Origin of the sequence: Pelagibacterium halotolerans B2, from assembly GCF_000230555.1 — a bacterium.
Classification (GTDB): Bacteria; Pseudomonadota; Alphaproteobacteria; order Rhizobiales; family Devosiaceae; genus Pelagibacterium; species Pelagibacterium halotolerans.
This window is the reverse complement of the sequence record NC_016078.1, coordinates 606,858-631,548: the sequence shown is the minus strand read 5'-3', so window position 1 is coordinate 631,548 and position 24,691 is coordinate 606,858. Positions and strand designations below refer to the sequence as shown.

Sequence of the window (24,691 nt, the reverse complement as noted above, 5' to 3'; positions counted from 1 at the left end):
GATAAGCCGTCCGAGCATAATGGTGAGCGGGGCGCAAAGATTCAAGGCAACGGCGCGTGAGCCTCAATGAATGCCCGGCGGCCTGGGCTCTTCGCCCTCCTCGGGTGTTGGGCCGGGGCTTTTTGGCAATGCGGCAAAGCTGACGCAGTTGCGGCCTGCCTTTTTTGAAGCATAAAGGGCGATATCGGCCTGGGCAAACCACTGTATCGCCGATCCCAGCCTGGGGTCGAATGGAGCGATGCCAAAGCTCGCGGTGACCGAAATGACCTTGTCCGAATACCGGAAGCGCAATCCGCCGATTTCCTCGCGAAGGCGTTCAGCGCACTGGCTGGCCTCATAGGCCATGGTTTCGGGCAGGAGCATGCCGAATTCTTCTCCCCCCAACCTGCCGAGGCGGTCGGTGGCCCGAAGACATTCCGCTGCACGATTGGCCACGGACTTGAGAACCTCGTCTGCGATTTCTCCGCCGAAAGCCGCATTTACCCTTTGAAATCCATCGATATCGACAAAGATCAGCGTTGCCGGCCGATCGTAGCGCAGCGCACGTGCATATTCGCGATCGACCTCCATGCGGAAGTTCCTGCGCGTCAGGGCACCGGTCAGGTAGTCGAGTTCGCCTGGCTGGTGCGATATCAGTTCGGACATCACGAGATGGGCCAGATGACCGGCCAGTGCGATCTCCCGTTCGCCGAACGAACGCGGGTGGTCATCCATCATCATCAGCGCGCCGACGACATAACCGTCGGCGGTTTGAAGCGGAACGATGAGGCAGGAACCGACACGCACGCCACCGGGATTGCATTCAAGTCCGCTGCAGCGCGGGTCTGCTGCAACATTTTCAATGACAAGGGGATGCCCCAGATCGAGACTCAGCGCCGCAAGGGATCGCTCCCGCTCGATCCGCTGATAGGTCAGGCCGGCGGCGGCAAGGACAATCTCTACGTTTCGGTCGACTATGGAAATCGCCACCATCGGAGCGATACTGATCCGGGCGAGTTCCAGTATGTGGTCCAGGGAATCGATCGGACCCACCAGGGCGGCAGTCAGCCGGTTCAGCGCCGCCAGTCTCCCCTCTTCCCCCGTCGATATGTCCTTAGCCATGGGCCGGTCCTCTTTCCCACCGGGTCGACACAAGAGACTACCTTGAATCGCACGGACCATGGAGGTTCACCCGGTTGTATGGTTACCCGGTTCTCACTTCCGGCCACTTTAGCGTAGCGTGGAAAGCAGGCTGCTCGATGCGTGGCCATCGGCCAGAAGACCGGCTGAGCGCTGGAACGCAATGATGCCCTGGCGGGTTTTTGGCCCGATGATCCCGTCAGGCGAACCGACATCATATCCCCGCCGGTTGAGAAGGCCCTGCAGCTCCTCGCGCTGGGCACGGGTCAAGCCGGTTTCATTGGCGGGAAAAGGGCGGATAAACGGACCTACGCCAAGAATCCGGTCGGCGAGATGGCCGACGGCCAGCGCGTAATTGTCGGAGTTGTTGTAGCGTTTGATGACGTCGAAATTGGCGAGCAACAAAAACACCGGACCGCTGCCACCCGATGGCATGAAGATGCGCCCCGCATCTCCCGGGCGCGGGAAGGTACGTCCGCCCGTACGCCGGACACCCATCGCTTCCCACTGACCGAGGGACTGGCGTCCGATATCCCAGGCGCGCCCGTAATCGAAATTGGAGGGCAGTTGCACTTCGTAGCCCCAGGTTTCCCCGTTCCGCCAGCCATGCGATTTCAGATAGTTGGCCGCCGAGGCCAATGCGTCTGGAACCGAATTCCAGATATCGCGCCTGCCATTGCCGTTGTAATCGACGGCGTAGGCCATAAAGCTCGAGGGCATGAACTGGGTATGCCCCATCGCGCCGGCCCAGGAACCGACCATCTGCGGGGCTGCCACATGGCCCGCCTGCAAGATCTGCAGCGCGGTCAGAAGCTCGTTCTTGAAGAAGTCGCGCCGGTAATTGCCATAAGTCAACGTCGCGAGCGCATGGATGACGTTGTTGCCGCCCATGTAGGAGCCGTAATTGGTTTCCATGCCCCAGATGGCCAGAACGATTTCGGGTTGAATGCCATAGCGCTGCTGGGTTGCACCCAGGGTCTGGTTCCATTCACCGCGCATGCTCCGGCCGGTCGAAACGCGCGTTGACGAGACGGCATCCGCTACATATTGGCCCGTCGTCTTGACCATTTCGGGCTGGCTGCGCGTCAGGCTCATGATGCGGTCGGACGGCGTAAAGCCTGCAAAGGCCTGCTCGAATATGGCGCGGGAAACGCCACGCGAGGACGCTTCAGGCCAGACCGAGGCAACGAAATCGGAGACATTGGCAAAGGCCGGACGGGGCAGCACCAGGGCCGCACCGGCACCCAGGGCCAGCGCCATCGCACGGCGGCGCGAAAGAACGGGAAAATCGACGGCAGGGGCAGCGTTACGCATGGAGGGGCCTTTTCCACTTCCAATCGCAAGCCCACACTGCCACGTCTTTGTGGCGATACGCTGTCCCGCCCCCAACGGACAGCACGGTGCGCCTGCGCTACTGAAACCAACTCTATGGTTTAAAACTGCCTGAATGGACTTAAGGCCGCGTTAAGCACGTTGGCGAACGGCGCCCCGGCGCTTAAACTTGCGTTCACTCTCTCGTGAGCGTTCGCATGTCCGATTTTCTATCCTCGACCGATCTCGTAGCCGACCTTTCCGAAATCGGGATCCGGCCCGGCCATATCGTCATGGTGCATGCCGCCATGAGCACGGTGGGCAACCTTATCAATGGCCCCGATACGCTGATCGATGCGCTCTTGAAGGCCGTCGGGTCCAGGGGCAGCATAATGGCCTATACCGACTGGGATGCCCGATACGAAGACCTGCTCGATGAGGCCGGCCGCGTGCCGACCGCCTGGCGCGACAGGATCGCCGGTTTCGATCCGGCACGCTCACGGGCGGTTCGAGATCATGGGATATTCCCCGAATTCCTCAGAACCACGCCGGGTGCGCTGCGCAGCGCCAATCCCGGGGCCTCGATGACGGCCATGGGAGCGAGGGCCGATTGGCTGGTTGCCGATCATCGGCCCGACTATGGCTACGGTCCCGCCTCGCCCCTGGCGCGGCTGGTGGAAGCCGAAGGCAAGGTGCTGATGGTCGGGGCGCCGCGCGATACGATGACGCTGATCCATCACGCAGAACATCTGGCCGATATCCCCAACAAGCGGATCAAGCGTTGGGAGGTGCCGTTTGCCGGCCCGGATGGAACGATATGGCGGAAGTGCGAGGAGTTCGATACCTCTGACGCGGTTGCACCACAGCTCGACGGTATCGACTATTTTACAGCGATCGTAACGACTTACCTTGAGACCGGCCGCGGGCGGCGGGGCAGAATCGGGGCTGCGGACAGCTTGCTCGTGGACGCCGGGGAAATGCTCGAGCACGCCGTGGCGTGGCTCGAGCGAAACGGTCGTTAGAGCGCGTCCAGCAAAAGTGGGAACGGTTTTGCGGTTCGGACGCGCGACGAAACAACAACTACGAGGATTTTCGCGATTCGAAGAAAAGCGGAAATGCTCTAGCGGCAACGCGCCTTCAGAGCGTTCTGGCCAGGGCCTCTAGCTGGTCGGCACATATGCCCCAGCCTTCGTGGAAGCCCATCTGCTCGTGCTGCTGCTTGTCTTCGACCGTCCAGTGCTTGGCCCGGGCGATGTATCGGGTCTTGCCCCCTTCATCGGCGAAGGTCAGCTCGCAGGTGAAAAACGCCTTGTCGGTCGGTTGCCATCCCGCAGTGAACGCGTCGGTGAAGACCAGCTTCTCGTTGGGCACGACCTCGAGATAAATTCCCGGGTTGGGATATTCATTGCCTTCGGGGTCGGCCATCGTGACCGTGCTCGCGCCGCCCGGGCGGACGTCGATTTCCACCTTGGGGGTGGACCATGGCTTGGGGGCAAACCACTGCTTGACCAGTTCGGGCTCCGTCCAGCACCGGTAAACCTTGTCGCGCGGCGCATCGATCAGGCGATCCAGCACGAGTTCCTTGTCCGTATTCGGGGTGGCGGTCATTTGTCGTCTCCATTTGCAGCGTTGATGCATAAAGGACGCGACAGGTTCGCCCGATCCGACAAATTTTCCAATTTTCTTTTGCGCCCAACACCAAGCTATTGACGTGACCGCGCCGTCGTATATAACTTTTTAGCTATCAATCTAAACGGTTATGAAATGACGGAATCCGAACGCCTCGACGCCACATTTATCGCCCTGGCTGATCCCACAAGGCGCGCCATCCTGGCGCGACTGACGAAGGGCGAGGCGACGGTGATGGAACTGGCGGCGCCCTTCGAGATGAGCCAACCGGCCATTTCCAAGCATATCAAGATGCTGGAGCGGGCCGGGCTGGTCTCGCGCAGCCGCGATGCGCAGAAGCGCCCCGTCAAGATCGAGGGCGTCGCGCTCAAGGAAGCCACGGACTGGCTCGAGAATTATCGCGAGATCTGGGAAGCAAATTTTTCCCGTCTGGATACGTTGCTGGACGAGTTGAAGGCGCAGCGCAAAAAGGAACAGAACTGATGAGCTTTTCCACCACTCTTTCGGTTTCCACGCCGAGCGATCTCGAAGTCGTCATCGAGCGGATGTTCGATGCGCCTGCCGATCTGGTTTTCGATTGTTATACCCAGCCCGACCTCGTCCGGCGCTGGATGACCGGCACGGAGGGGTGGTGGGTTTCGACCTGCGATATCGATCCGCGCCCCGGCGGAACCTATCGCTATGTGTGGTCGGGTCCGGACGGCCAGAGCATGGGGCTGAAGGGCATTTTTCACGAGGTCGAGCGTCCGTCCCGGCTGGTGACCACCGAAACGTTCGATGACGATTTCGGCATGGGAAAAATGCTCATCGAGTCAGGATTTCACGCCGAAAATGGCCGAACTCGGCTCAAGCAGACCATCACCTATGAATCCAAGGGCCAGCGCGACGCCTCGCTGGCAACAGGCATGACCGAGGGCATGGGCGAAAGCTTCGACGCGCTTGCCAAATTGCTGGCAGAGCTGACCGGCAAGTAGAAGCCGGCAATCGGTTATCGCGCCCGCGCCGAGGAGACGATGGGCTCAGCGCCGCCAGAAGGCAGGGCTGAACAGGACGAGAATTGCAAGGATTTCAAGGCGTCCGGCCAGCATGGCCAGGATCAGGGCCCATTTTGCCAAAGGCTCCAGTGATGAGAAATTGCCCGCCGGGCCGATGATCTCGCCCAGGCCGGGACCGACATTTGTGAGGGCGGTGAGCGCGCCGGTGAAGGCCGTCAGGACGTCGAGCCCGGTGAAGCCGAGAACCAGTGTGACGGCCAAAAGGAGCACAAGAAACGCCCCGATGAAATGGTACACCGATTTGATTGCCTGCCAGGGCACTTCGCGGCCCTCGTAGCGGACGACGAATATGCCGTTTGGATAGATCAGTTCCTTGAGCCCGTTGCGCAGCGACTGGTAAATTATGATGAGCCTGTAGGTCTTTATACCCCCGCTGGTCGAACCCGCCGCGCCACCGAGAAACGTGGCGAGCAGGAAAACGACGTTCACGAAGGACCCCCAGAGCGTGTAGTCGGTCGAGGCAAATCCGGTGGTGGTTACCACCGACACTATATTGAACGCCGAATGGACCCCCAGTGCACCTGGGTCCGACGGCCAGTGGACCAGCGCCGACAAAAAGACAACGAAGCTCAAAACCGCCAGGATCGAGAGCAACACCGGCACCTGCGCCTCGAAGGCCGCCGAAATCCGTCCGGTCGTGACCGCACGCAAGATTGCGATGAATGGCAATGCGCCGCCGATCATGAAGACGATGCCGACAACCAGGACCGGAAGCCCGAAATGTCCCATCGAGGCATCGTGTGTGGAATAGCCGCCGGTCGAGACGGTCGCCATGGCGTGATTGATTGCATCGAAGCTCGACATACCGGCGAACCAATAGGCCAGCGCACAGGCGAGCGAGAGGGTGAGATAGAGCCCCACCATGGCCCATGAGAACTTGGTGAACCGGGCGAACGGCGAATCGGCCTGGGCCGAGGATTCGAGTTTATAGATCTGCATGCCACCGACGCGAAGGAACGGCAGGAGCAGCAGGCCCATGGCGATGATGCCCAGCCCCCCGAACCATTGCGTCATCGAGCGCCACAACAGGAGGCCCGGCGGCATATCGTCAAGGCCGGCAAGAATTGTCGAACCTGTAGTCGTGATGCCCGAGGTCGCCTCGAAAACGGCATCGGTAAAGCTGATGGACAGTCCCGAGAGGAAAAGCGGCAGGGCGGCGACGATCGAGGTGGAGGCCCAGATCATATTGACGAGCAGGAAGCCGAATTTAAGACTGAAGGGCGGCATTTCGCGCCGGGTTGCCAGAACGAGAAAGCCCGACGGGACCCCCGCTGTAAGCGAGGAGATGAGAAAGGCCTGCCAGTCGGGATTGCCGACAGAGAGATCGGCCAGCATGGGAACAAGCATCATGCCTGAAAGAACGAGCGTGAAAAACGCGGTGACGTAAGCTGTTGCACCAAGCATGTCCCGGCCCCTCCAGCGTGGCGCGGGACCGTTTACGCCCATAAAGACCGGAAATCAACGGCATGACGAAGGGCGCGTGCCGGAAGGGCCGCGCCCTGAATCGGAAACCGGCAGATCACCAGCCGAAGACGAAGCCCAGGCCTGTCTGGCCACCCGACTGGTTGACGTGGGCATCGGTGCCCTCACCGAACTGGAACAGACCATAGCTGTTGTTGCCGCCCTGCTGGCTGAGCGTGCCGTTGTGATTGTTGCCTTCCTGATGGACGATGCCGAGATTGCCGCTACCGCCCTGCACGAGGCCGGCCATGTTGTTGACCCCGTTCTGGGTGATCGAACCGTTCTGGATGCCGTTATAGAGGGCATAAAAGCCGAGCCCTGCCTGCATCATCTGTGCCTGTTCGGCATTGGCGGGGTTGAGGTTGATCGAGACCTGACCGGCGTTGGCGGGGGCCGCCAAAGCGCCCAGCGCGATAATGATTGCGAGGCCGGTGGCCTTTACGGTGTTGATGTTGCGGCCCATGGTCCTACTCCTTTGGGTGTTTGCGGCGCCCTTCGCGCCTCCATGACCATGACTATGAAACAGCCGGGCTGAACCGGCATCGAAGGGTGCGTTTATCTGGCGTTAAGGTTCGCCTGCCCGCGCCAAAGCCCTCCCACATTGGAACCCGTGCCACGCATTGCTTGTTGTCCCTGCTCAGGGATTGCGCCACGCCGGGACGCTCCTGACATTTTCGTTTTCCCATTTGCTCCGCGGAGAGCCAAAGGATTTGCCATGGACGACACCGAAACCCCCGCCCGTTCGAAAAGCCCGCTCGTTATCGCCCTTGGGGGCATAGCCGTTGTGGGTTGGGCCGCCTTTCTCATCTTGTGGTTTGCGTCCTCGTCGAACACGGGCGGGCTGCGCAATGAGATCAACACGCTGTCATCGGAGCGCGACCAGTTGGCGACGGACCTGCGCACGCTGGAGGAGTCGGGAATGACCCTTGAGGAGCTGGAGGCCGAGGTCGCCAGCCTGACCGAACAGCGCGACAGGCTGACCGCGGAGCGCGAGAGCGCGGTTGCCGAACGCGATGAGGCCCGGGCCGAGCTGGAGGGCGCCAACGCCGAACTCCAGACCGTCACCGACTCGCTGAGCGAGCGGGAGGATCGGATCGAGCAATTGCAGGCCAATCTGGCGGAAGCGGAGAGCTCGTTCTCGGAAGTGCAGGACCGAATTGCCCAAAGCACCGCCGAGCTTGCCGATGTGGGGAGCCGGCTGCAGGCCGCGCGTAGCGAGGAGGCAGAGCTGCGCGAGACCGCTGCGCAACTGACCCAGGAAGCCGCCGACGCCACTCGCGCTTCGGCAGAACTGGAAAGCGAAGTGCAGGCGGCCCGTGAAGCACAGGCGCAGGCCCAGAGCCAACTCGCCGAGTTGCGGGCCAGCCAGGCGGAATTTGAAGACCAGCGTGAAAGTCTTGAAACAGTGGTGGCTGAACTGGACGGGCAACGGACCGAGTTGGAAAGCCAGATCGCCGACGCGCAAACCCAGCGTGACGAGGTGCAGGCGCAACTCGATACGTTGACGGCCACACTTTCCGAACGCGCGGACCAACTCGCCGCTACCGAAGCCGAAGTCGCGGCGCTCCAGGACGAAGGCGATGCAGCAGCACAGGCTGCACTGAGCGGCATCGTACCGGGCCGGTTCGTGGGACAAGGCCAGGGCACGAACAGCCTGACATTCCTTTTTGGCGATGACGGCTCGTTTGCCGCCTGGGAAGGCGTGGTGCTCGATGCCGACGCGGCAGAGCCCGCCTTGAGTGGCACTTACGCGGCGGGTGAAGGATCGCTGATCATCGAGGAGATCGATGGTGGCGGTTCGGTGCCCACACCGATCGAATGCGAAATCGAGGCCGGCGAGAGCGGACTGGCCGTTTCGGGAGATTGTGTGCTCTCGGGTCTCACCTTGCGGCAGGTTCGCTAAAGCTTCGATAAACGCCTGAAAAAAGGGGGGCTCCGGTTCGGAGCCCCTGTTTTCATGCCCAATTGCCCTGCGGATCGAGGCAGGAGTGGGTCACCCCATCCACTTCGACGGTCAGCGCAATGTCGTATGAAGGGGCGTTGCCGACCGACACGCGCCCGAGACTGATCGGTCCGGCAGCGTGCGCGGCAAAGCCTCCACCCTGTTTGATGGTGGCGCTGTTGGCGCCGCCGACAGACTTGACCGAAAGACTATAGGTGCCGTTGGCGGGCCCCTGCGCATTGTAGATGGCTTCGAGGGCCATGCCATTGCCGGCGGCGGTCGAAACCACCTCGCACGGGACTGGCCGCGTGGCGTCTGCGACGTCGTCAGTCGAGCGGGCATAGCTGGCCGTGCCCACTGCAATGAGCGCCACGGCGGTGCCGAGAATGGAAAGTGAATAGGCCTTGCGGCGATCGATGGTCATCGGATGCGTCCTTTCCTGATTGCCGGGGGGCTGAGCGCCCTGCCCGGCTGGGAAATTTGGTGAGCCGTTCACAACTGTCAGGGGCAGACCTGAACGAAGGCGGCGACATTGCCCGACCCGTTCTGATCGACCGAGGCGGTGCAGCCATTGCCGACCTGGACGCCGGCGGCGACGTTGCCATTGCCGTCCTGGGTCAGGACGGAGGTGTGGTTGGACCCGAACTGGCCAACGCCGGCCTCGTTGAAATTGCCGTTCTGCCAGGTCTCGGCCTCGTTGTTCCAGCCGGTCTGGCCGCTGGCGGAAACATTGCCGTGGCCGGACTGATGGTTGGTGCTGGAGTTCCACCAGCCATCCTGGAAGATGCCGATTGTGTTGCCGGTGCCCGACTGCGTGCCGCCGGCCGAATGGCCCCAACCGAACTGGTTGATGTGAATGTTGTTGGCCATGGCGGGAGCGCTCATGGCACCAAAGCTGGCAGCGAGGGTGGCTGCGATGACGATCTTTTTAAACATTGTTCCGTCTCCTGGTTGAGTTGGCGGGTGTTGCGTACCGCCGGTTGTCTCTTGCAGGATCAGGTTTAGTGCGTGTGGCCGGAACCGGCCCTGAACTCGATATTCAGAAAGCGTTCATCACGATATTTTTCGCGCGCCGGTGCATAAAATCAGGTCTGATGCGCCGCAAGGTGTTGACCTGTAAGCGATTTTTCGGCGCGAGCCAAATCAGCCGGAGCACCCTCAAAAACGACCGCACCGCCTTCATGGCCGGCGCCGGGGCCGAGATCGATGGTCCAGTCGGCGCGGGAAATCACATCGAGATTGTGCTCGATGACGATGACCGTCGAGCCGTTGTCCACGAGGCGATCGAACAGGCCGATCAGGGTGTCGACATCGTTCATGTGCAAGCCCGTGGTGGGCTCGTCGAGCACATAGGTCTGTCCCTTGCGGCCCAGTTCGGCGGCCAGCTTCAATCGCTGGCGTTCGCCGCCCGAGAGGGTCGAAAGCGGCTGGCCGAGCGTCAGATAGCCCAGCCCGACATCGTCGAGACCCTTGAGGATTTTGACCACGGCAGGCTCGGTGAAAAAGTCCAGCGCATCGGCGATAGCGAAATCATAGACGTCCGAAATGGTCCGGCCGCGCAGTGTGTAGGTGAGAACTTCATCGGTGAAGCGCTTGCCCTCGCAGGTTTCGCACGTCGTCGCCATGGGATCGAGATGGGCCAGGTCGGTATAGATCACGCCCAGCCCGTTGCAATCGGGACATGCCCCCTTGGAATTGGCCGAAAAGAGCGACGCTTCGACACCGTTTTCCTTGGCGAAGGCCTTGCGGACGCTGTCGAGAACGCCGGTATAGGTTGCGGTGTTGGAGCGCCGCGAGCCGCGCGCGAGGTTCTGGTCGATAATGACGGTATCGGGGTGCGCCCTGGGCAGGCAGCCCTGAATGAGCGAGGACTTTCCCGATCCCGCGACGCCGGTGACGACCGTAAGAACCCCGGTGGGGATTTGAACCGACAGGTTCTTGAGATTGTTGAGGCTGGCGTTTTCGATGGCGATATTGCCCTTGGGCTTGCGGCCGTCGGTTTTGATCGGCTGGTGCTTTCGCATGTGGTTACCGGTGAGCGTGCCCGAGGCGAGCAGGCCCTCGAAATTGCCCTCGAACACCACTTCCCCGCCCTTCGATCCGGCAAGCGGCCCCATATCGACGATGTGATCGGCAATGGCGATCATGTCGGGCTTGTGCTCGACGACGAGGACGGTGTTGCCCTTGTCGCGCAATTGCTCCATGAGCCCGGCGAGGCGGCCGACGTCATGGGGGTGCAGGCCGACGCTGGGTTCGTCGAATACATAGAGCATGTCGGTTAACCCCGAGCCCAGGTGCCGGACCATCTTGACCCGCTGGCTTTCGCCGCCCGATAGCGTGGAGCTTTCCCGATCGAGACTGAGATAGCCGAGCCCGATGGTGACGAGATTGTCGAGCCGGGCTGCAAGCGCATCGAGCATGGGTTTGACGTTGGGCGCATCGAGCGCGCGGATGAAGGCGGCAAGGTCGCTGACCTGCATTGCAGAAAGCTCGGCGATGTTTTTGCCGGAAAGCCGGCTTTCGAGCGCCTCGGCGTTGAGGCGGGTGCCGTTGCATGACGAGCAGACCTTGCGGGTGAATATCCGCTCGTATTCCGCGCGCATGTGCGGCTGGAGTTTTTCGGGGTCCTTGTCGCCAAGGGAACGCTTGAGACGCGGGATGACGCCCTGATAGGTGAGGTTGATCTTGCCGACCTTGACCTTGCGGCCATCGTCGAGATCAAAAAGCATGGAGCGCTCGTCGGCGGTAAAATCGCGGATCGGCTTGTCGGTATCGAAGAGCCCCGAGCCGAAATAGATCGACGACCACCAGCCATCGACCTCGAAGCCCTTGGCGAGCAGGGCACCTTGCTTGAGCGATTTGCCCTCGTCCACCACCGCGCTCATGTCCATGGCCGCGACCTGGCCGATGCCCTCGCATTCGGCGCACATGCCGCGCGGGTCGTTGTAGGAATAAAACCCCGGGGAGCCGAGCGCCGGGTTCGCGGCGCGCGAAAAGACGACCCGCAGCATTTGTGCCGTGTCGGTCGCCGTGGCCACCGTCGAGCGCGAATTGCCGCCGAGACGCTGCTGGTCGACAATGATGGCCGCCGAGATGTTGGCCAGCGAGTCGGCGTCGGGCTGGCCGTAATGGGGCATGAACTGCTGGACGAAGGCGGGATAGGTCTCGTTGATGAGCCTCTGGGATTCAGCGGCGATGGTATCGAAGACCAGCGAGGATTTGCCCGAACCCGAAACGCCGGTGAAAACCGTGATCTTGCGCTTGGGGATATCCACGCAGACGTTCTTGAGATTGTTTTCGCGCGCGCCGCGGATTTCGATCGAGCCGTACATGAGGGTCCCCTGTTGATGAGCGTCATCGAAGATGACGCAAACGCCCGCGCGGAACCGACAGGGGCGCCGCGAGATTAAATTCGTGCAGCGTACATAGTTAAATTTGCGGCGCCACGCAAGTCATTCCGCAGGCTCCCAATCGACCCAATCGATGATGTGGCTTTCCCAATCGGACGTATCCGCGTCCGCCTCGGCAATCGTGCGGCCGCGGACCGAGATGCCGGCGGCGTGGACGGTTTCGGGATCGCCCGAGACCAGCGGGTGCCACCAGGCCAGCCCCCTGCCCTCGGCGATGCGGCGATAGGCGCAGCTCTTGGGAATCCAGGCGATCTCGTGCACCTTTTCGGGCGTGAGCTTGATGCAATCGGGCACCTTGGCCTGGCGGTTGGGATAGTCCGAGCAGCCGCAGGTTTCGCCGTCGAGCAGCTTGCAGCGGACGTTGGCGGGAAAAATCTCGCCGCTGTCCTCGTCCTCGAGCTTGAGCAGGCAGCATTTGCCGCAGCCGTCGCACAGCGCCTCCCACTCCTCGGTGGTCATGGCCTCAAGCGGCTTTTCATCCCAGAATGCCATTGGCGGCACCAGCTCCACACTTTTAACCCAGTTGGCAAAACCACATAAAATTGTGATGACCCATGGGGGCTTAACGCCATACAATAGCATCGGTTCGGGATCGAGCGCACCCGGACGGGCAATCAATCAAAGCCGAACAGCAAAGGCCCAAGGTGCAGGACCCGTTTTACACAAAGCAGAAGCGCGCCAAAGGCAAGAACCGGCTGCTCGAGGCCGATGCGTGGCTGGATTCGTTCCTTTATGACGGCATGCGCTCGACCGGACGAGTCTATACCAGGATTCAGGATTTCTTCTCCAATTTTTCGGTGCGGGGGTTGCGGCGGATTTTCGTCGAGCTGGCTTCGGACGCCCTGAGCTTTGGCGCCATGGGCTCGGTTCTGATGGTGGCGCTGGCGCTCTCGGCAATGGATGCGACGGCTTCGGGCGAATTCAACCGGGCCGAGGACTATTCGGTGATCTTTCTGGACCGGTACGGCAATGAGATCGGACGGCGCGGGGTTCGCGCCGATGATTCGGTGGCACTCTCGGAAATCCCCGATTTCCTCATCAAGGCGACGCTGGCCACCGAGGACCGGCGGTTTTACGAGCATTTCGGCATCGACGTCTGGGGCACGGTGCGCGCGCTGCTGTCCAACGCCGAAGGCGATTCAGGGCTGCAGGGCGGGTCGTCGATCACCCAGCAACTGGCCAAGAACTTGTTCCTGTCCAACGAACGCACGCTCGAGCGCAAGATCAAGGAGCTGTTCCTCGCCTTCTGGCTCGAGGCCAATTATTCCAAGGACGAAATCTTAAAGCTCTATCTCGACCGCGCCTATATGGGGGGCGGCACCATTGGCGTTGTCGCGGCTGCGGAATTTTATTTCGGAAAGCCGGTCCAGGATATCGACCTTGCCGAGGCGGCGATGCTGGCAGGGCTTTACAAGGCTCCGTCCCGCTTCGCCCCGCATATGGACATCGCGGCGGCGCGCGGGCGGGCCAATGTGGTGCTGACCAACATGGTCAATGGCGGCTATCTCACCGAGGGCCAGGTGACGGCGGCACGGCGGCGGCCGGCCGAACCGATCGACCGGTCGGCGGAAGCCAATTCGCCCAATTATTTCCTCGACTGGGCGTTTCTGGAAACCAAGCGCATCGTTGGCGACAGCAGCGAGGTCGGGTTCGTGGTGCGGACAACCATCGATCCCGATCTTCAGGTGCATGCCGAAGACGCGATAATTTCTGTCCTGCGCGAACAGGGCGCCGCCTACAACGTCAACCAGGGCGCCATGGTGGCAATGGAGCATAATGGTGCGGTCCGGGCGATGGTGGGCGGTACCGATTACGGGCAAAGCCAGTTCAACCGCGCGGTGGCGCCCAACCGGCAGCCGGGATCGGCCTTCAAGCCTTTCGTTTATGCAACCGCGTTCGAAATGCTCGGTCTTACGCCGCGCAGTTCGATTTCGGACTCGCCGATCTGCATCGGCAATTGGTGCCCGCAAAATTATGGGCGCTCGTTTCGCGGTGCCACGACGATTCGAGCCGCCATGGCCGCGTCGATCAACAGCGTGCCGGTGCGTCTGTCCACCCAGACCGGCCGGGAACCGATCGCCGAAATGGCGCATCGGCTGGGCATCCGCAACGAATTTCCCGTGACCCGTTCGCTGGCGCTGGGAGTGGCATCGGTCAGTGCGCTCGATATGGCCTCGGCCTATGCAGTGTTTGCCAATGGCGGCTATCGGGCAACCGGGTTCGGGGTCACCCGCATCACCACCTTGCGCGGCGAGGTGATCTATGAGGCCCATCCCGACGAGAACCGGGAACGTCTGCTCGACGAGCAGATCGTGCTGTCGATGAACGACATTCTCAATGCCGTCAATTATGGCGGAACGGGCGGGCGTGCGGTCGTGGAAGGCGTGCCCAGCGCGGGCAAGACCGGGACGACGAGTTCGTACCGCGACGCATGGTATGTGGGCTATACGGGCAATTATGTTGCATCGGTCTGGTACGGCAACGACAATTACACGGCCATGAACAATCTGACCGGCGGCACGCTGCCGGCCATGAGCTGGCAGAAATTCATGGCCTATGCGCATACAAATATCGAGGTGAAGCCGGTCTTCGGGGTCGATATGGAGCCCCGGCCCTTCATCATTGCCGACGCCGAAGGCGGTGAAGATGGAGAACAAGCGCCCGAGCGGGCGCCCACGCTGGCCCCGGCGGCAGCGATAAAGCTGCTTGATCTCTCCGAGCAAATGCGCCAATCCCTTGCCGACAACGGGGATGGAACCATCGATCAGGCAACCGCTCCCGTCGCGGACGCAAGCGAGAGTCTGTAAGGTTTGGCGTTGATTTTCCGACTGCTGGTTGGCCTCGTGGTCGCGCTCTCGGTGGGGTTCGGCACAAGCTATTATGCGCTGACGGACGGGCGATTGTTCGCGGCGGTCCGGGTGGGGGCATGGGCCGCGTGGCCCGACATCGGGCAACCCACGCCCGATCCCTACAGCCGGGCCTATCTGGCGCGCACAGGCACGCTGCAACTGGGCTATGCGGAAGGGCTGCAATTTACCGCCGCCACCGACGATTCCGGCGATCCGCTGGACGCGCGGTGCCAGTATCGCCTCACCGGCAAAGTGCCGGGCGCGAGTTTCTGGACCCTGGTGGCAACCGACCCCGACGGCGTCAACATCGCCGCCTCGCCCGAACTGCCGGGATTGCACAGCGAAAGGGTGGCCCGCTGGGCCGATGGCGGGCTCAACGCCACCGTCGGCCGGGCCATGGGGCCGGGAAACTGGCTGGAAATCGAGGGCAACGGAATGTTCCGGCTGGTCCTGACCCTTTATGATGCCGTGGTGTTTTCCGGGGCCAACACCACAATCGAGGCGATGCCGAGCATTGAAAAGGTGGCCTGCCAATGAGCCGGCTGCTGTTCTGGATATTTGGCGGCGTGGTCCTGGGCGGGCTGATCCATCTTGTCGTCATTCTCACGCTGCCCGACGCCGCGGTTCGTGACGTCTGGCATCGGCTCGAGGCCATGGCTCCGCTCGAGACCACGGTGGTGCTCGACGATCTCGCGCCCGGCGAAGCCAATCCCCTCGGCCTCGACCCCGAACTTCTCTACGCCGTGTGCAGGCTGGAGCTCGGAGACGGGCCAGGCATCGTAAATGGCGAGCTGCCGCTGGCCTTCTGGTCGGTCTCGGTTTTCAACCGCGACGGCCATGTGATCTATGCCACAACCAATCGGTCGGGATCTGGCGACTTGCTCGACATGGGACTTTTCAATCCTGCCCAGACGCGCCTTCTGGCCGAACAGCGCTTCGAGATTGACGAGGGACTGCTGATCGTGGAGGCGCAGGGCGACAGCGTTGCTGTCGTCGTGCGGCTGGCACCACCGCATCCGGCCATGCGTGAACGCTATCGCGAGGCCCTCAGCCAGCTTGGCTGCTCGACGATCCGTTGAAAGACATTAACGCCGTATCCGACCAGCCGAGCGCGCCGCATCCGTCAACCGCTCTAACCCCGACATCTTCTCCGGCGAACGCCGGGAGTCCATGTGCCTTTCAATTTGCGTGTAAAGCATGGGCCAGGCTGCTGGGTCCCGGATCGCGTCCGGGGCGGCCAGGCATGTTAGGCGAGCCTCCCGGCTCCATCGCCACCCCACACCCTACCCCCATCGTCGTCCTCGGGCTTGACCCGGGGACCCGCTGCGTCGGGAAGCCGGTGAAGGGGTTGAGGAGCCGTGAGACGCGAGGGGGCGCCACTTCTGCGCTGCACAACAGCAGCGTTGCGGATCCCCGGGTTAAGCCCGAGGATGACGCGGGGGAAGGTGGAAAAGCTGCGCAAAAAACTTTATCCCCGCTCCCTCAACCCCATGCCATTCTCGCCTCACGGCCGCACCAGAGACGAGGATGCATACGAGCTTCCGGTGAGGGCAGGATGGAGAAAGGGGAAGCATGGGTCCGAGCCTTAGGACCGCATCGGAGTGTTTCCAGAAAAAGTGGTTGCCACTTTTTCGGTTCGGGAACACGACCGAAAAAGCTCTCCAGGCGCTCCGGAATGTCCGTTGGCCGATCCGGGTTCCATGCGGGTCGCCGCAGGGAAGGCCCAAAGCGGACGGATGGCCGGGCGAGGATGGGAGTCCACGTCGTACTCCCGAAAGGGAGAGGGGCACCGGTGGTTTTGGGGGATACGGGAGGTTAGCAGGAAAAGCATGTCCTCGGACTTGATCCGGGGATGGCCCTTCCGGTTCGACCTACCGACCCACAAAAAGCCAACAAACCCCAGCCCGAGACGCCGCCATAAGCCCAAAACCTCGGATGCGTGGGGCGATGATCGCTTCATATAAAAACTAAATCATGCGGAGCGTTCATCGCCCCATGCCGTCTATCCAATTCATAGCCCGAGGTCATTGGCCGTCGGAGGTTTTCGCATGTCCGAAAAAGAAAGGCCCCCTCACCCGGACCTGCGGTCCGACCTCTCCCCCAAGGGAAAGGTGTACCAGGCGCTGGCGGCAAATCTCACCTCTCCCTTAGGGGGAGAGGTCGACGCGAAGCGGCGGGTGAGGGGGCCTTTCTTGGAGAACACCACCGCTCAACCCCCTCACCGGCCTGCCGGACACCCTCACCCCCAAGGGGCGAGGGGGCTCCTCGGAATGTCCTGCAATCAGCCGCCATCATGGGCAACCCCGCTCGGCAAAGCGACGCTATTTGCGCACCAGCGGGTCGGGCGAAACGGGAGCGGTCTCGTAGCGCGAGGCGATGGCGGTGTCTTTAAAAACCAGTCCCTCCCCGCCCGTCAGGCAGAAATCTCCGGCCTGGGCGCGCGCCACGTAAGGCTGCATGCGCGCAAGCTGGGCGTCGACGACGCGCCCCTCCTGGTGTGGCGTTTCCACCAGAAGCCGCTCAAGCGCCACCGAATAGGACTGATAGCGGTAGGCGAGCGCCCGGGTGAACCAGTCTATCGTGCGCTGGTTTTCCCATTTGCGGGCCGCGACCTGTGCCGGTGCATCGGGGGCGGCGAGGGCAACGTTGGAAACCGCGATGGCGCGCTGGCGATCGACCTCGATGACCCGGCAGATGGCGGCGAATGTTGTCGGGATGGTTGCGATATCGATGCCGATGTCGTCGGCGACCTTGCGGTATCGGACCCGCGAGGACTGGTATTGCGTGCTGCGCAGGGTCGCATAATAGCGATCCGCGATGAACTGGCTGTCGAGGTTGGACGCCATTCGGGTGCGCTGAAGTTCAACGGCGGTGTCGTGGAACCAGTCGTGAGCGTGTGGCGCCACAAGGAAGCGCCAGACGCGATCATGCATCTCGCGCTCCTGATCGGTCTGATTGAAATCGGAGACCGGCTCGCCATCGGCCGCAGCACGCGAAGCGCCCATGGTTGGCATAATCCGGTCATGGAGCACGCTTGGCGCAGCGCGGCCGAAATCGCCCGTCGGACGGGCACAGCCGGACAGCATCAAACATGCCGCGGCCGCGATAGCGCCGCCGATCAACCAATCCTTCAAAATCTTCAGCCCTTGCGGGTCCGCCTGACCTTCGGTGCCGGCGTGGGCTTATTCCCTCCGGCTCCGCGCTCATAGCGAACGCCTGTGAACAATATGACCTGCGCGCTCGACCCGCCGGTCGTTGCCGGTACCGATCGGGCGTCTTTGGGGCTGAATTTTACCAGCATACCCATAATTGGCCTCTTGGTGTCGTTCGGCCCTCCGCTTGCCCCAGCCGGCACCATGCCGCCCCGGATCCGAACATTACGCATTAAGACTTCGTCAAGGTTAACAGTCCGCTAACGAATCTGCGTCAATAGTGAGACAACAAGAGTGGACCGGGGGAACGAGTCGACCAAATGATCGGCTTTCAGCCATACGAGACGTTTCAACTGCTGATCGAAACCGGCGGTGTCGAGCGGGCCAATACGCTTCTGGTGGCGGCGTGCGACGCCTATGCGCGGCGCAGCAGGCCGTTGCCGGCCGAGGCCGAGCAGTTCGAGACGCTGGCCAGGCGCCTGTTTCCCACCGCCGCTCCGACAGCGCGAACCAAGGCAGCAGGCATTCTTGCAAGCGCGCAACATCTGACGCCGCAGCTCGAAATCCTTGTGTATGACAATCTCGGCACCGGCCTGATTACCCATCTCGAGCGCGCACCCTCGCTTTCAGACGATGTGATGGCGCGGCTTATCGACAAGGGCAATACCGATGTGATCGCCGCGGTTGCCAGACGCCCTGCCCTTTCCAATGCCGTTCTCGCGCGGCTGTTTCCGATCAACAGCCGCAAAGTGTATCGGGCGCTGGCGGGCAATACGTCGATCGCGCCGCGCGGAGCCTATCTCAACGCGCTCACCCGTTCAGCCGAGATGGACCACGAGGTCGCGGCGATTCTTGCCAACCGCGAGGATTTCGACGCTGCGCTCCTCACGGGAGTGTTCTTCGACCTGCCCGAGGAGGGCCGGATCAACGTGTTGCGCGCCTTTGCACGGCGCAACCTGCCGCAGGCACCCATGATGCGGACCTTCGAGCAGATTTCGGTGGCGACCAATGAATTCACCGGGGCGCTGATGAAGCTGTTCTCGGAAAACCGCCGTCCCAAGATCACGCGGCTTCTGACCCAGATTACCGGCCTGGACGAATTGCGCTGCGGCGAAATCGCCCACGATACGAGCGGCGCCGCCCTGTTCGTCGTGTTGCGGGCCTTCGGGTGCACATCCTATGACGGGCTCAAGGTGCTCATTCATGCAACCAGCCATGATGCGGACCGGTCAAAGACCCTGGCCGGTTTTGCAAGGCTGTTCGACGAAGTCAGTGTCCCGGCGATGGTCTATCTGATGAGCGCGTGGCGAGGCGACGTACGGCCGGCCGACTTGTTGCGGCCCGAATATGCCCGCTTTGTCGAGCCAAGCAGACGCACGCCCGACGCAAGGCAGGTTGCAAGGACCGGCACCGTGGGCGATCAGGCCATCGAGGCGCTCGACAAAATGAAATCAGCCCGCAAAGCGAGCTAGACCATATCGAGGCCAAGGTCATCGCCACGGCTATCGACCGAGAGAACCCAAAGGTCCTGATCGAATTCGATTTCCCGGGCTATGCGGTCCTTGACCGTGATCGGGTCGGCGCGCTCGAAGCGCTTCTGGAAAACACGATCCTCGGGAGGCAGGTCCATCATGGCGCCAGGCGCCGGGGTGAACAGCGAGATCGTACCGTCCAGATGATCGACTTCAATCCAGATCTGGCCGGCAATTGCATCGCCGCGCCGCGAGACGACGCAGAATTTTCCCATGTCGTTATGACGGCGCACGAAGGCGGCGCACCAGATGTCGGACCGAAGCTGCTGCATGAACGCCAGCGTTACAGGAAAGCCCCAGCCTCGACCAGCATCTGGCGCAGCACGGGGCTGACTTCGCCGGTCGGTCGGTAGTTGTTGAAAATCTGGAACTGACGGATGGCGCGAGCCGTCGCCTCGTCGGCAACGCCGTTGACCGGACCCTGCAGGAAGCCCAGACGGCCAAGGCCGCGCTGGATATCGCTGACCAGATCGCCGTCGAGGACGGCAGGCTCGCTGGGCTGGGCTGTTGTTTCCGAGGGTTGCGCAGCCGCGGCGGGGAGGTCCGGCGAAATATCGGCGACGGTCTGGCGTTCGACGGTATCGGCGGCGGTGGGCGCGGTCTCCTGCATCTGGGCAAGGAGGGGTGCGATGTCGTCGGTCTGCGGGGTGGCTGAGACGGCGCTGGTCGGAGCCGGTTCCGGGGTCTGGGAGGTCTGGAGCGGCGCTTCCCTGACCGCCTCGATCACCTGCGGTGTGGCCGCACCAGTGCGCGGAAGATTGAAACGCGCCTCGAAATCGCGGATGGCATCGGCCGTTTTGGGGCCGTAATAGCCATCGACCATGCCATCGAAAAAGCCGAGCGCCTTGAGCTTTTCCTGCAAGTCGGCAATGTCCTGATTGCCGATGGCCGAGACCGTCGGCTCTGGCGTCGCCGCAGTGGATTGCTCGCTGGCGGAAGGAACAGGTTCGGGCATGACCGAGGCGGCGGGTTGGGCCACCGGGCGCTGAGGAATTTCAACGGGTTCAACGACCACCGGCTCAATCGGAGCGGGTCGGGCGGTGGCCGCTGCCGAACCGGAAACGAATAATGGCGCAGGATGACGGGTATCCTGAAGAAACAGGGCGTTGGTGGCTGCCACGAGTGTGAGACCCGACATCAGCACCAGTCCTGTGGAGGCCATGGGCGAGCGGGCAAAACGCGTAAAGCCCCACGAAAGGGCATGACCGACAAGGCTGATGGCGCCAGCGCCGACAGCGAGTGGGATTTGAGCAATACCGGCGGTCATTTTGCTGCGCTTCTTCTTTCGTCTTGGAGCCATTTGTCTTCGTCGCGATCGCGCTTGGGGGCATAAAGATGTTCGATGGTTGCCGAGCTTTTTCCGGCGCCCAGCGGGCCTTCGAGCGGCAGGAGAACGCTGATGGTGGTTCCCATACCCGGCTCGGACACCACGTCGAGGCGGCCGCCATGCAGGCTGACCAGGCCCTTGACGATGGAAAGGCCCAGGCCGGTGCCTTCATAGCGGCGGGAAAGCGAGTCCTGGGCCTGCAGGAAGGGCTCTCCGATGCGTTCGATCGTTTCGGGCCGCATCCCGATGCCGGAATCACCGACAGACATTGCCAGCATCCTGCCCTGACGTTTGATGGCGAGCGTTACGACACCACCATCATGGCTGAATTTGATGGCATTGGAGAGCAGGTTGATGAGGATCTGACGGCAGGCGCGTTCGTCGCCCATAATCTGGGGCAGGTTCTCGGGGACGGCGGCCTCTATTGTGATCGAGCTGTCGCGGGCGAGCTTTTCGACCATCTGCAGGCAAGGTTCAACGAGCGCCTGCGGTGCAAAGAGTTCGGCATGAACCTCGAACTTGCCCGCTTCGATCTTGGACATGTCGAGCAACATGTTGACCACGTCGAGCAGGTGATGGCCGCTGCGGCTGATGTGGCCCGCGTACTCGGCATGAGTGGGCGACAAGTTGCCGCCGATACCTTCGGACATCATGTCGGAAAAGCCCACGATAGCGTTCAGCGGAGTGCGCAGTTCATGGCCGATGGTGGCCAGAAAGCGCGACTTGGCTTCCGAGGCATCCTCGGCTTGCCGACGCGCCGCATCGACCTCTCGTTCGGCATTCTTGCGCACGCTGATGTCGCGGAGAACAGCGAGCACCTCGTTCGATGACCCGCCGTCGTCCCGCAGCGGGGCGAGCGCGAATTCGACCCAGACATAGCGTGCTCCGGCGCCCGGTTCGACGTCGTCCCGACGCAGGCGCAACTCGATGGTGGAAGCTCCCGTGCCGTTGGATGCATCGGAAATAGCCTTGCGATAGGCGGGACGGTCCATGACGTGCACACGTTCGAACAGCCCTGCGCCATCGAGTTCGAATGTACGGCAGCCCAGCAGATTGCCTGCAGAACGGGAAATGAACACCGGGCCACCATCCGCGCCATAGCGAACCACGGCACCTAGAATGTTTTCTGCCAGCACAGCGAAGGCGCGCGTCTGGGACACGGGCGATTCAGCGGAAATGATCTCGAGCCTTGTCGCGGTGATTACGGCAATCGCCGCAAAAATCGCCAACGCAATCAATGCAAAGGACTGCATCGCTCCCTGCACATCAAGGGAGACAGCGGCCAGGTCAGATGCGCTTGCGACAAGGATAAGTGCCGGAACAGTCCAAATCAGATACCTATGACGACTCTTTGAAAGGACCTGGCCATACAGTGCGGCCATGAGGCCAAGGGCAAGGCCCAGGTCGATCATTGACGGGTCGCCCGCTGCGACAACCGCACCGATAGCCCCAAGTACAATCGCATGGACCGCAATCGCCGGGTCCATCTCACCGCGCAAAAGCAGGGCACCTGACAGCGCAACAAGGCCGGAGACGGCCGCCGTGGCGATAAGCGGCACGACATTGCCACCAAAGAGCATCACCAGAGAAAGCGCCATGGCGAGACCCAACCCTGCCACAAGCACGAGTGTGTTGAGGGTCAGAACGCGATGCAGGACGCCATTGCGCTGGCCGGCCGGAAACGCACCGGTCTGCAACGGGGAGGCAATGGCAAAATCCGCAAAAGGGTTACGCATGAAACGCTCAACTCTAAATACCGCGATACGCAGCGGCGCTGCTTCAGGACGGCGTCCTTTGGCCGGCCCACACTTCCACCCAAGCCCTAAGACACCCTTAAGTCCGACCGGATTAGGCGGCGCCGGCCCACAATCAGCTAACGTTCGAGGCAGGTTTCTGGGGGTAGCGTAAACAGAGTCTTGCTTAACGGGCCGCTGTCGAGACCGGCCGCAATTGCTTAAAAATTTAGGCAAGTTTACCAAAAATGCTTCACGCCCGCACATTAGGCTCCAACGCAACGCTGTCCATATGTTCGGACGACGAGGTTGGTCTCATGTTTGTGCTTCGCTCTGCTTTCTGGCTCTCCGCCGCCTTTCTTGTCATGGCCCCCAGTACGGGCATGGATGTGGGTGCTTCGGCGCGCGCGACCGGCGACCAGTTGGCCAGCCAAGGAGTTCGGGCGGTTAGCGAAACGCTGATGCCTTCCGATTGCGGGAGCGTTGAATGCGTCATCGGGCGGACGGTTCTCTCCCAGATCGCAACGCAACGGGCCCCTGCCGGAAACGCCTTCCCCCCTCCCCGTCCAGACTGGGCTTACTGATGGGCTGCCCCTTCCAATGGGCCGGTTGAGGGGCTACATAGCGGCCATGAAGACAACAGCCGCCTTTGACGAAATCGCCGACAACCTGTCCTTTCTCGACGACTGGGAAGACCGGTACCGTTATATCATCGAGCTTGGCCAGGAGTTGGCGCCACTGTCCGATGATGAGCGCAACGCAGACAATAAGGTGCATGGCTGCGCATCGCAGGTGTGGCTGGTGACCGAAAGCGAAGCGAAAGACGATGGAACCGTGCTGACCTTCCGGGGCGATTCCGATGCGATGATCGTTCGGGGGCTGGTGGCTATCGTTCTCGCGCTTTATTCGGGCCGCATGGCGGCCGACATCGCCGAAACCGATGCGCTGCCAATTCTCGATTCCATTGGATTGCGGGAGCATCTTTCCACACAGCGCTCCAATGGGCTGGCGGCAATGGTGAAGCGTCTGCAAGCCGACGCGCAAGCGGCAACCCAAGCGTAGTCCATATCAGCGCTTCTTCGACTCACTTCAGTTCCTCCAGTGTCGATTGTCGCTCTTGCGAAGCGGATGGGCGGGATACAGCCATCCGCTTGGCTCTAAGCCTTTGTTTTATCGCGTGTCCGAACCGCAAAACCGTTTCCACTTTTGCTGGACACGCTCTAGCCAAACTCGGTGGGCGTTGCGCCATTGCCCAGCCAGCTTCGCATTTTTGCCGTTTCGTCACCGGTGGCGCTGGCGCTGAGGCCGAAGCGGGTGGCCAGGGCGTCAAGTCCGATACGCAGAACCAGCTTGGCGCTGCGCCTGGGCCAACCGCGCTCACGCTCAATATCCTGCATGCCTTTTTCATAGCCGCACACGTCGATAACGACGTCCACGCAATCGCGAGGCAAGCTCATATAGAGTTCTGTTAACTGCCGTCTTGCATCGAGAGCCATGTCGCTCATGTCCCGGGCGTGCCCGCCGTGCCCGCTGTCGACGCGCGGGCCATAGTTCATCGTGGTGCGACCGCGCAGCCGGCTGCGTTCGAACAAGGTCTGCAGACGTCCGGCTGCCTTAAGATGATGGGCATCGAGAAAGGCCGGTTCACCGTTGCGGCGGCGGCCCAATTGCCCCAGCGGCGACAAGCCAAAATCAGATGCCGGCATGGGTAACCTCCGAGGTAACCACCTCCAAGGCGCAAGGATGGCGCATCGCCTCTTCGATACGCTCTTCGAGCCTGACGAGGCGACAATCGTAATCGCCTCCATCGTCGCGCATATCCTCGACCTGCGCACAGGCGTAAGCGACCGTGGTACGATCCCGCCCAAAGAATTGACCGACCTGGGTCATGGTCATCCCCAGGAGGACGTGACACAGATACATGGCCAACTGCCGCGCTCCGGCGGTATGCAAACGCATACGGGAGGGGGCAAAAAAATCGCAATAGCGCACGCCCGTTTCGCCGGCCACAGTGCGAACAACCAGTTTGCAGCCTTGCCGTTGTGCTGGCGACAACCGATTGCGTTCGAGCCGCGCCGCCGTGGAAATCCAAATCGTCATAGGACCACTCTCTCATAAATAGGATATAATTCCTATATCGAAGGTGAACCGATGCGGGGATAAGTCCTGGG

The 24,691-nt window shown here is 61.7% G+C and carries 24 protein-coding genes; 9 read left to right on the top strand and 15 right to left on the bottom strand.

The window, feature by feature from the left end; all coding sequences use genetic code 11:
* Nucleotides 1-63: 63 nt before the first annotated feature.
* Together KKY_RS19405 and KKY_RS03115 are read right to left on the bottom strand one after the other, a co-directional pair.
* Nucleotides 64-1,101 carry a GGDEF domain-containing protein gene (locus KKY_RS19405; protein ID WP_014129840.1) on the bottom strand — a complete coding sequence of 346 codons (1,038 nt, stop codon included), beginning with the start codon at nucleotides 1,099-1,101 and terminating at the stop codon, nucleotides 64-66.
* Nucleotides 1,102-1,209: 108 nt separating this feature from the next.
* Entirely contained in the window at nucleotides 1,210-2,433 is a 1,224-nt protein-coding gene (locus tag KKY_RS03115; protein ID WP_014129839.1) for a lytic murein transglycosylase, read from the bottom strand.
* A gap of 215 nt (nucleotides 2,434-2,648) precedes the next feature.
* Here KKY_RS03115 and aac(3) point away from each other — a divergent pair, with 215 nt between their 5' ends.
* Nucleotides 2,649-3,452, top strand: a complete 804-nt coding sequence (aac(3), locus tag KKY_RS03110) for an aminoglycoside 3-N-acetyltransferase (protein ID WP_014129838.1) — start codon at nucleotides 2,649-2,651, stop codon at nucleotides 3,450-3,452.
* A 115-nt stretch (nucleotides 3,453-3,567) separates the two neighbouring features.
* Here the strand turns inward: aac(3) and KKY_RS03105 are convergent, their stop codons facing one another.
* The gene (locus KKY_RS03105; RefSeq protein WP_014129837.1) at nucleotides 3,568-4,038 is read right to left on the bottom strand and encodes an SRPBCC family protein; all 471 of its coding nucleotides are present in this window, start codon (nucleotides 4,036-4,038) and stop codon (nucleotides 3,568-3,570) included.
* A 156-nt stretch (nucleotides 4,039-4,194) separates the two neighbouring features.
* Here KKY_RS03105 and KKY_RS03100 point away from each other — a divergent pair, with 156 nt between their 5' ends.
* Both KKY_RS03100 and KKY_RS03095 read left to right on the top strand, forming a co-directional pair.
* On the top strand, nucleotides 4,195-4,542 hold the full coding sequence (locus KKY_RS03100) for an ArsR/SmtB family transcription factor (protein ID WP_014129836.1): 348 nt from the start codon (nucleotides 4,195-4,197) through the stop codon (nucleotides 4,540-4,542).
* Complete coding sequence (locus KKY_RS03095; protein ID WP_014129835.1) at nucleotides 4,542-5,033, top strand: SRPBCC family protein; 492 nt, start codon at nucleotides 4,542-4,544, stop codon at nucleotides 5,031-5,033. The genes KKY_RS03100 and KKY_RS03095 overlap by 1 nt, the downstream gene beginning before the upstream one ends.
* A 45-nt stretch (nucleotides 5,034-5,078) precedes the next feature.
* Here KKY_RS03095 and KKY_RS03090 read toward each other — a convergent pair whose 3' ends face one another.
* The gene (locus KKY_RS03090; RefSeq protein WP_014129834.1) at nucleotides 5,079-6,518 is read right to left on the bottom strand and encodes a TrkH family potassium uptake protein; all 1,440 of its coding nucleotides are present in this window, start codon (nucleotides 6,516-6,518) and stop codon (nucleotides 5,079-5,081) included.
* Nucleotides 6,519-6,633: 115 nt separating this feature from the next.
* On the bottom strand, nucleotides 6,634-7,038 hold the full coding sequence (locus KKY_RS03085) for a hypothetical protein (RefSeq protein WP_014129833.1): 405 nt from the start codon (nucleotides 7,036-7,038) through the stop codon (nucleotides 6,634-6,636).
* A gap of 252 nt (nucleotides 7,039-7,290) precedes the next feature.
* On the opposite strand from KKY_RS03085, the gene KKY_RS03080 reads away from it, so the two are divergent.
* On the top strand, nucleotides 7,291-8,478 hold the full coding sequence (locus tag KKY_RS03080) for a coiled-coil domain-containing protein (protein ID WP_014129831.1): 1,188 nt from the start codon (nucleotides 7,291-7,293) through the stop codon (nucleotides 8,476-8,478).
* A 52-nt stretch (nucleotides 8,479-8,530) separates the two neighbouring features.
* Here the strand turns inward: KKY_RS03080 and csgH are convergent, their stop codons facing one another.
* The 4 genes from csgH to KKY_RS03060 form a co-directional block, all read right to left on the bottom strand.
* Nucleotides 8,531-8,941, bottom strand: coding sequence for a curli-like amyloid fiber formation chaperone CsgH (csgH, locus tag KKY_RS19400; RefSeq protein WP_014129830.1), 411 nt, complete (start codon nucleotides 8,939-8,941; stop codon nucleotides 8,531-8,533).
* Nucleotides 8,942-9,018: 77 nt separating this feature from the next.
* A complete protein-coding gene (locus KKY_RS03070; protein ID WP_014129829.1) occupies nucleotides 9,019-9,453 on the bottom strand; it encodes a curlin in 435 nt (144 codons plus the stop codon).
* 149 nt (nucleotides 9,454-9,602) lie between these two features.
* Nucleotides 9,603-11,849, bottom strand: coding sequence for an ATP-binding cassette domain-containing protein (locus tag KKY_RS03065; protein WP_014129828.1), 2,247 nt, complete (start codon nucleotides 11,847-11,849; stop codon nucleotides 9,603-9,605).
* 120 nt (nucleotides 11,850-11,969) lie between these two features.
* The gene (locus tag KKY_RS03060; RefSeq protein WP_014129827.1) at nucleotides 11,970-12,419 is read right to left on the bottom strand and encodes a YcgN family cysteine cluster protein; all 450 of its coding nucleotides are present in this window, start codon (nucleotides 12,417-12,419) and stop codon (nucleotides 11,970-11,972) included.
* A 152-nt stretch (nucleotides 12,420-12,571) separates the two neighbouring features.
* On the opposite strand from KKY_RS03060, the gene KKY_RS03055 reads away from it, so the two are divergent.
* Genes KKY_RS03055 through KKY_RS19395 form a run of 3 tightly spaced genes read left to right on the top strand, consistent with a single transcriptional unit; the run spans nucleotide 12,572 to nucleotide 15,855 of the window.
* Nucleotides 12,572-14,734 carry a transglycosylase domain-containing protein gene (locus KKY_RS03055; RefSeq protein ID WP_014129826.1) on the top strand — a complete coding sequence of 721 codons (2,163 nt, stop codon included), beginning with the start codon at nucleotides 12,572-12,574 and terminating at the stop codon, nucleotides 14,732-14,734.
* Between the two features lie 3 nt (nucleotides 14,735-14,737).
* Nucleotides 14,738-15,313, top strand: coding sequence for a DUF1214 domain-containing protein (locus tag KKY_RS03050; protein ID WP_041528545.1), 576 nt, complete (start codon nucleotides 14,738-14,740; stop codon nucleotides 15,311-15,313).
* Nucleotides 15,310-15,855 (top strand): DUF1254 domain-containing protein, encoded by a 546-nt coding sequence (locus tag KKY_RS19395; RefSeq protein WP_014129824.1) that lies wholly within the window; start codon nucleotides 15,310-15,312, stop codon nucleotides 15,853-15,855. Before KKY_RS03050 ends, KKY_RS19395 begins: the two co-directional genes overlap by 4 nt.
* A 1,242-nt stretch (nucleotides 15,856-17,097) precedes the next feature.
* Here KKY_RS19395 and KKY_RS03040 read toward each other — a convergent pair.
* Entirely contained in the window at nucleotides 17,098-17,781 is a 684-nt protein-coding gene (locus KKY_RS03040; protein WP_014129823.1) for a hypothetical protein, read from the bottom strand.
* Nucleotides 17,782-18,248: 467 nt separating this feature from the next.
* Between KKY_RS03040 and KKY_RS03035 the strand changes: the two genes are divergently transcribed.
* Nucleotides 18,249-19,400, top strand: coding sequence for a DUF2336 domain-containing protein (locus KKY_RS03035; RefSeq protein ID WP_014129821.1), 1,152 nt, complete (start codon nucleotides 18,249-18,251; stop codon nucleotides 19,398-19,400).
* Here the strand turns inward: KKY_RS03035 and KKY_RS03030 are convergent.
* Genes KKY_RS03030 through KKY_RS19390 form a run of 3 tightly spaced genes read right to left on the bottom strand, consistent with a single transcriptional unit; the run spans nucleotide 19,397 to nucleotide 22,523 of the window.
* Nucleotides 19,397-19,732 (bottom strand): DUF1491 family protein, encoded by a 336-nt coding sequence (locus KKY_RS03030; protein ID WP_014129820.1) that lies wholly within the window; start codon nucleotides 19,730-19,732, stop codon nucleotides 19,397-19,399. The two genes, KKY_RS03035 and KKY_RS03030, sit on opposite strands and share 4 nt — an antisense overlap.
* A gap of 11 nt (nucleotides 19,733-19,743) precedes the next feature.
* Nucleotides 19,744-20,727, bottom strand: coding sequence for a peptidoglycan-binding domain-containing protein (locus tag KKY_RS03025; RefSeq protein ID WP_014129819.1), 984 nt, complete (start codon nucleotides 20,725-20,727; stop codon nucleotides 19,744-19,746).
* Nucleotides 20,724-22,523, bottom strand: a complete 1,800-nt coding sequence (locus KKY_RS19390; RefSeq protein WP_014129818.1) for a sensor histidine kinase — start codon at nucleotides 22,521-22,523, stop codon at nucleotides 20,724-20,726. Before KKY_RS19390 ends, KKY_RS03025 begins: the two co-directional genes overlap by 4 nt.
* A gap of 627 nt (nucleotides 22,524-23,150) precedes the next feature.
* Here KKY_RS19390 and KKY_RS03010 point away from each other — a divergent pair.
* Nucleotides 23,151-23,582 (top strand): SufE family protein, encoded by a 432-nt coding sequence (locus KKY_RS03010; RefSeq protein ID WP_041528542.1) that lies wholly within the window; start codon nucleotides 23,151-23,153, stop codon nucleotides 23,580-23,582.
* Nucleotides 23,583-23,740: 158 nt separating this feature from the next.
* Here KKY_RS03010 and KKY_RS03005 read toward each other — a convergent pair whose 3' ends face one another.
* Together KKY_RS03005 and KKY_RS19385 are read right to left on the bottom strand one after the other, a co-directional pair.
* Complete coding sequence (locus tag KKY_RS03005; protein WP_014129816.1) at nucleotides 23,741-24,226, bottom strand: DUF6456 domain-containing protein; 486 nt, start codon at nucleotides 24,224-24,226, stop codon at nucleotides 23,741-23,743.
* Complete coding sequence (locus tag KKY_RS19385) at nucleotides 24,213-24,620, bottom strand: helix-turn-helix domain-containing protein (protein WP_014129815.1); 408 nt, start codon at nucleotides 24,618-24,620, stop codon at nucleotides 24,213-24,215. Before KKY_RS19385 ends, KKY_RS03005 begins: the two co-directional genes overlap by 14 nt.
* Between the last annotated feature and the right edge of the window lie 71 nt (nucleotides 24,621-24,691).

Coding starts and splice junctions, on each gene's coding strand:
- KKY_RS03040 (WP_014129823.1), bottom strand. CDS start 17,781: ATGGGCGCTTCGCGTGCTGCGGCCGATGGCGAGCCGGTCTCCGATTTC.
- KKY_RS03100 (WP_014129836.1), top strand. CDS start 4,195: ATGACGGAATCCGAACGCCTCGACGCCACATTTATCGCCCTGGCTGAT.
- KKY_RS03085 (WP_014129833.1), bottom strand. CDS start 7,038: ATGGGCCGCAACATCAACACCGTAAAGGCCACCGGCCTCGCAATCATT.
- KKY_RS03115 (WP_014129839.1), bottom strand. CDS start 2,433: ATGCGTAACGCTGCCCCTGCCGTCGATTTTCCCGTTCTTTCGCGCCGC.
- KKY_RS03070 (WP_014129829.1), bottom strand. CDS start 9,453: ATGTTTAAAAAGATCGTCATCGCAGCCACCCTCGCTGCCAGCTTTGGT.
- KKY_RS03095 (WP_014129835.1), top strand. CDS start 4,542: ATGAGCTTTTCCACCACTCTTTCGGTTTCCACGCCGAGCGATCTCGAA.
- KKY_RS03010 (WP_041528542.1), top strand. CDS start 23,151: ATGAAGACAACAGCCGCCTTTGACGAAATCGCCGACAACCTGTCCTTT.
- KKY_RS19405 (WP_014129840.1), bottom strand. CDS start 1,101: ATGGCTAAGGACATATCGACGGGGGAAGAGGGGAGACTGGCGGCGCTG.
- KKY_RS03030 (WP_014129820.1), bottom strand. CDS start 19,732: ATGCAGCAGCTTCGGTCCGACATCTGGTGCGCCGCCTTCGTGCGCCGT.
- KKY_RS03065 (WP_014129828.1), bottom strand. CDS start 11,849: ATGTACGGCTCGATCGAAATCCGCGGCGCGCGCGAAAACAATCTCAAG.
- KKY_RS03005 (WP_014129816.1), bottom strand. CDS start 24,226: ATGCCGGCATCTGATTTTGGCTTGTCGCCGCTGGGGCAATTGGGCCGC.
- KKY_RS03035 (WP_014129821.1), top strand. CDS start 18,249: ATGATCGGCTTTCAGCCATACGAGACGTTTCAACTGCTGATCGAAACC.
- KKY_RS19390 (WP_014129818.1), bottom strand. CDS start 22,523: ATGCGTAACCCTTTTGCGGATTTTGCCATTGCCTCCCCGTTGCAGACC.
- csgH (WP_014129830.1), bottom strand. CDS start 8,941: ATGACCATCGATCGCCGCAAGGCCTATTCACTTTCCATTCTCGGCACC.
- KKY_RS03080 (WP_014129831.1), top strand. CDS start 7,291: ATGGACGACACCGAAACCCCCGCCCGTTCGAAAAGCCCGCTCGTTATC.
- KKY_RS03105 (WP_014129837.1), bottom strand. CDS start 4,038: ATGACCGCCACCCCGAATACGGACAAGGAACTCGTGCTGGATCGCCTG.
- KKY_RS03090 (WP_014129834.1), bottom strand. CDS start 6,518: ATGCTTGGTGCAACAGCTTACGTCACCGCGTTTTTCACGCTCGTTCTT.
- KKY_RS03060 (WP_014129827.1), bottom strand. CDS start 12,419: ATGGCATTCTGGGATGAAAAGCCGCTTGAGGCCATGACCACCGAGGAG.
- KKY_RS03025 (WP_014129819.1), bottom strand. CDS start 20,727: ATGACCGCCGGTATTGCTCAAATCCCACTCGCTGTCGGCGCTGGCGCC.
- KKY_RS19395 (WP_014129824.1), top strand. CDS start 15,310: ATGAGCCGGCTGCTGTTCTGGATATTTGGCGGCGTGGTCCTGGGCGGG.
- KKY_RS19385 (WP_014129815.1), bottom strand. CDS start 24,620: ATGACGATTTGGATTTCCACGGCGGCGCGGCTCGAACGCAATCGGTTG.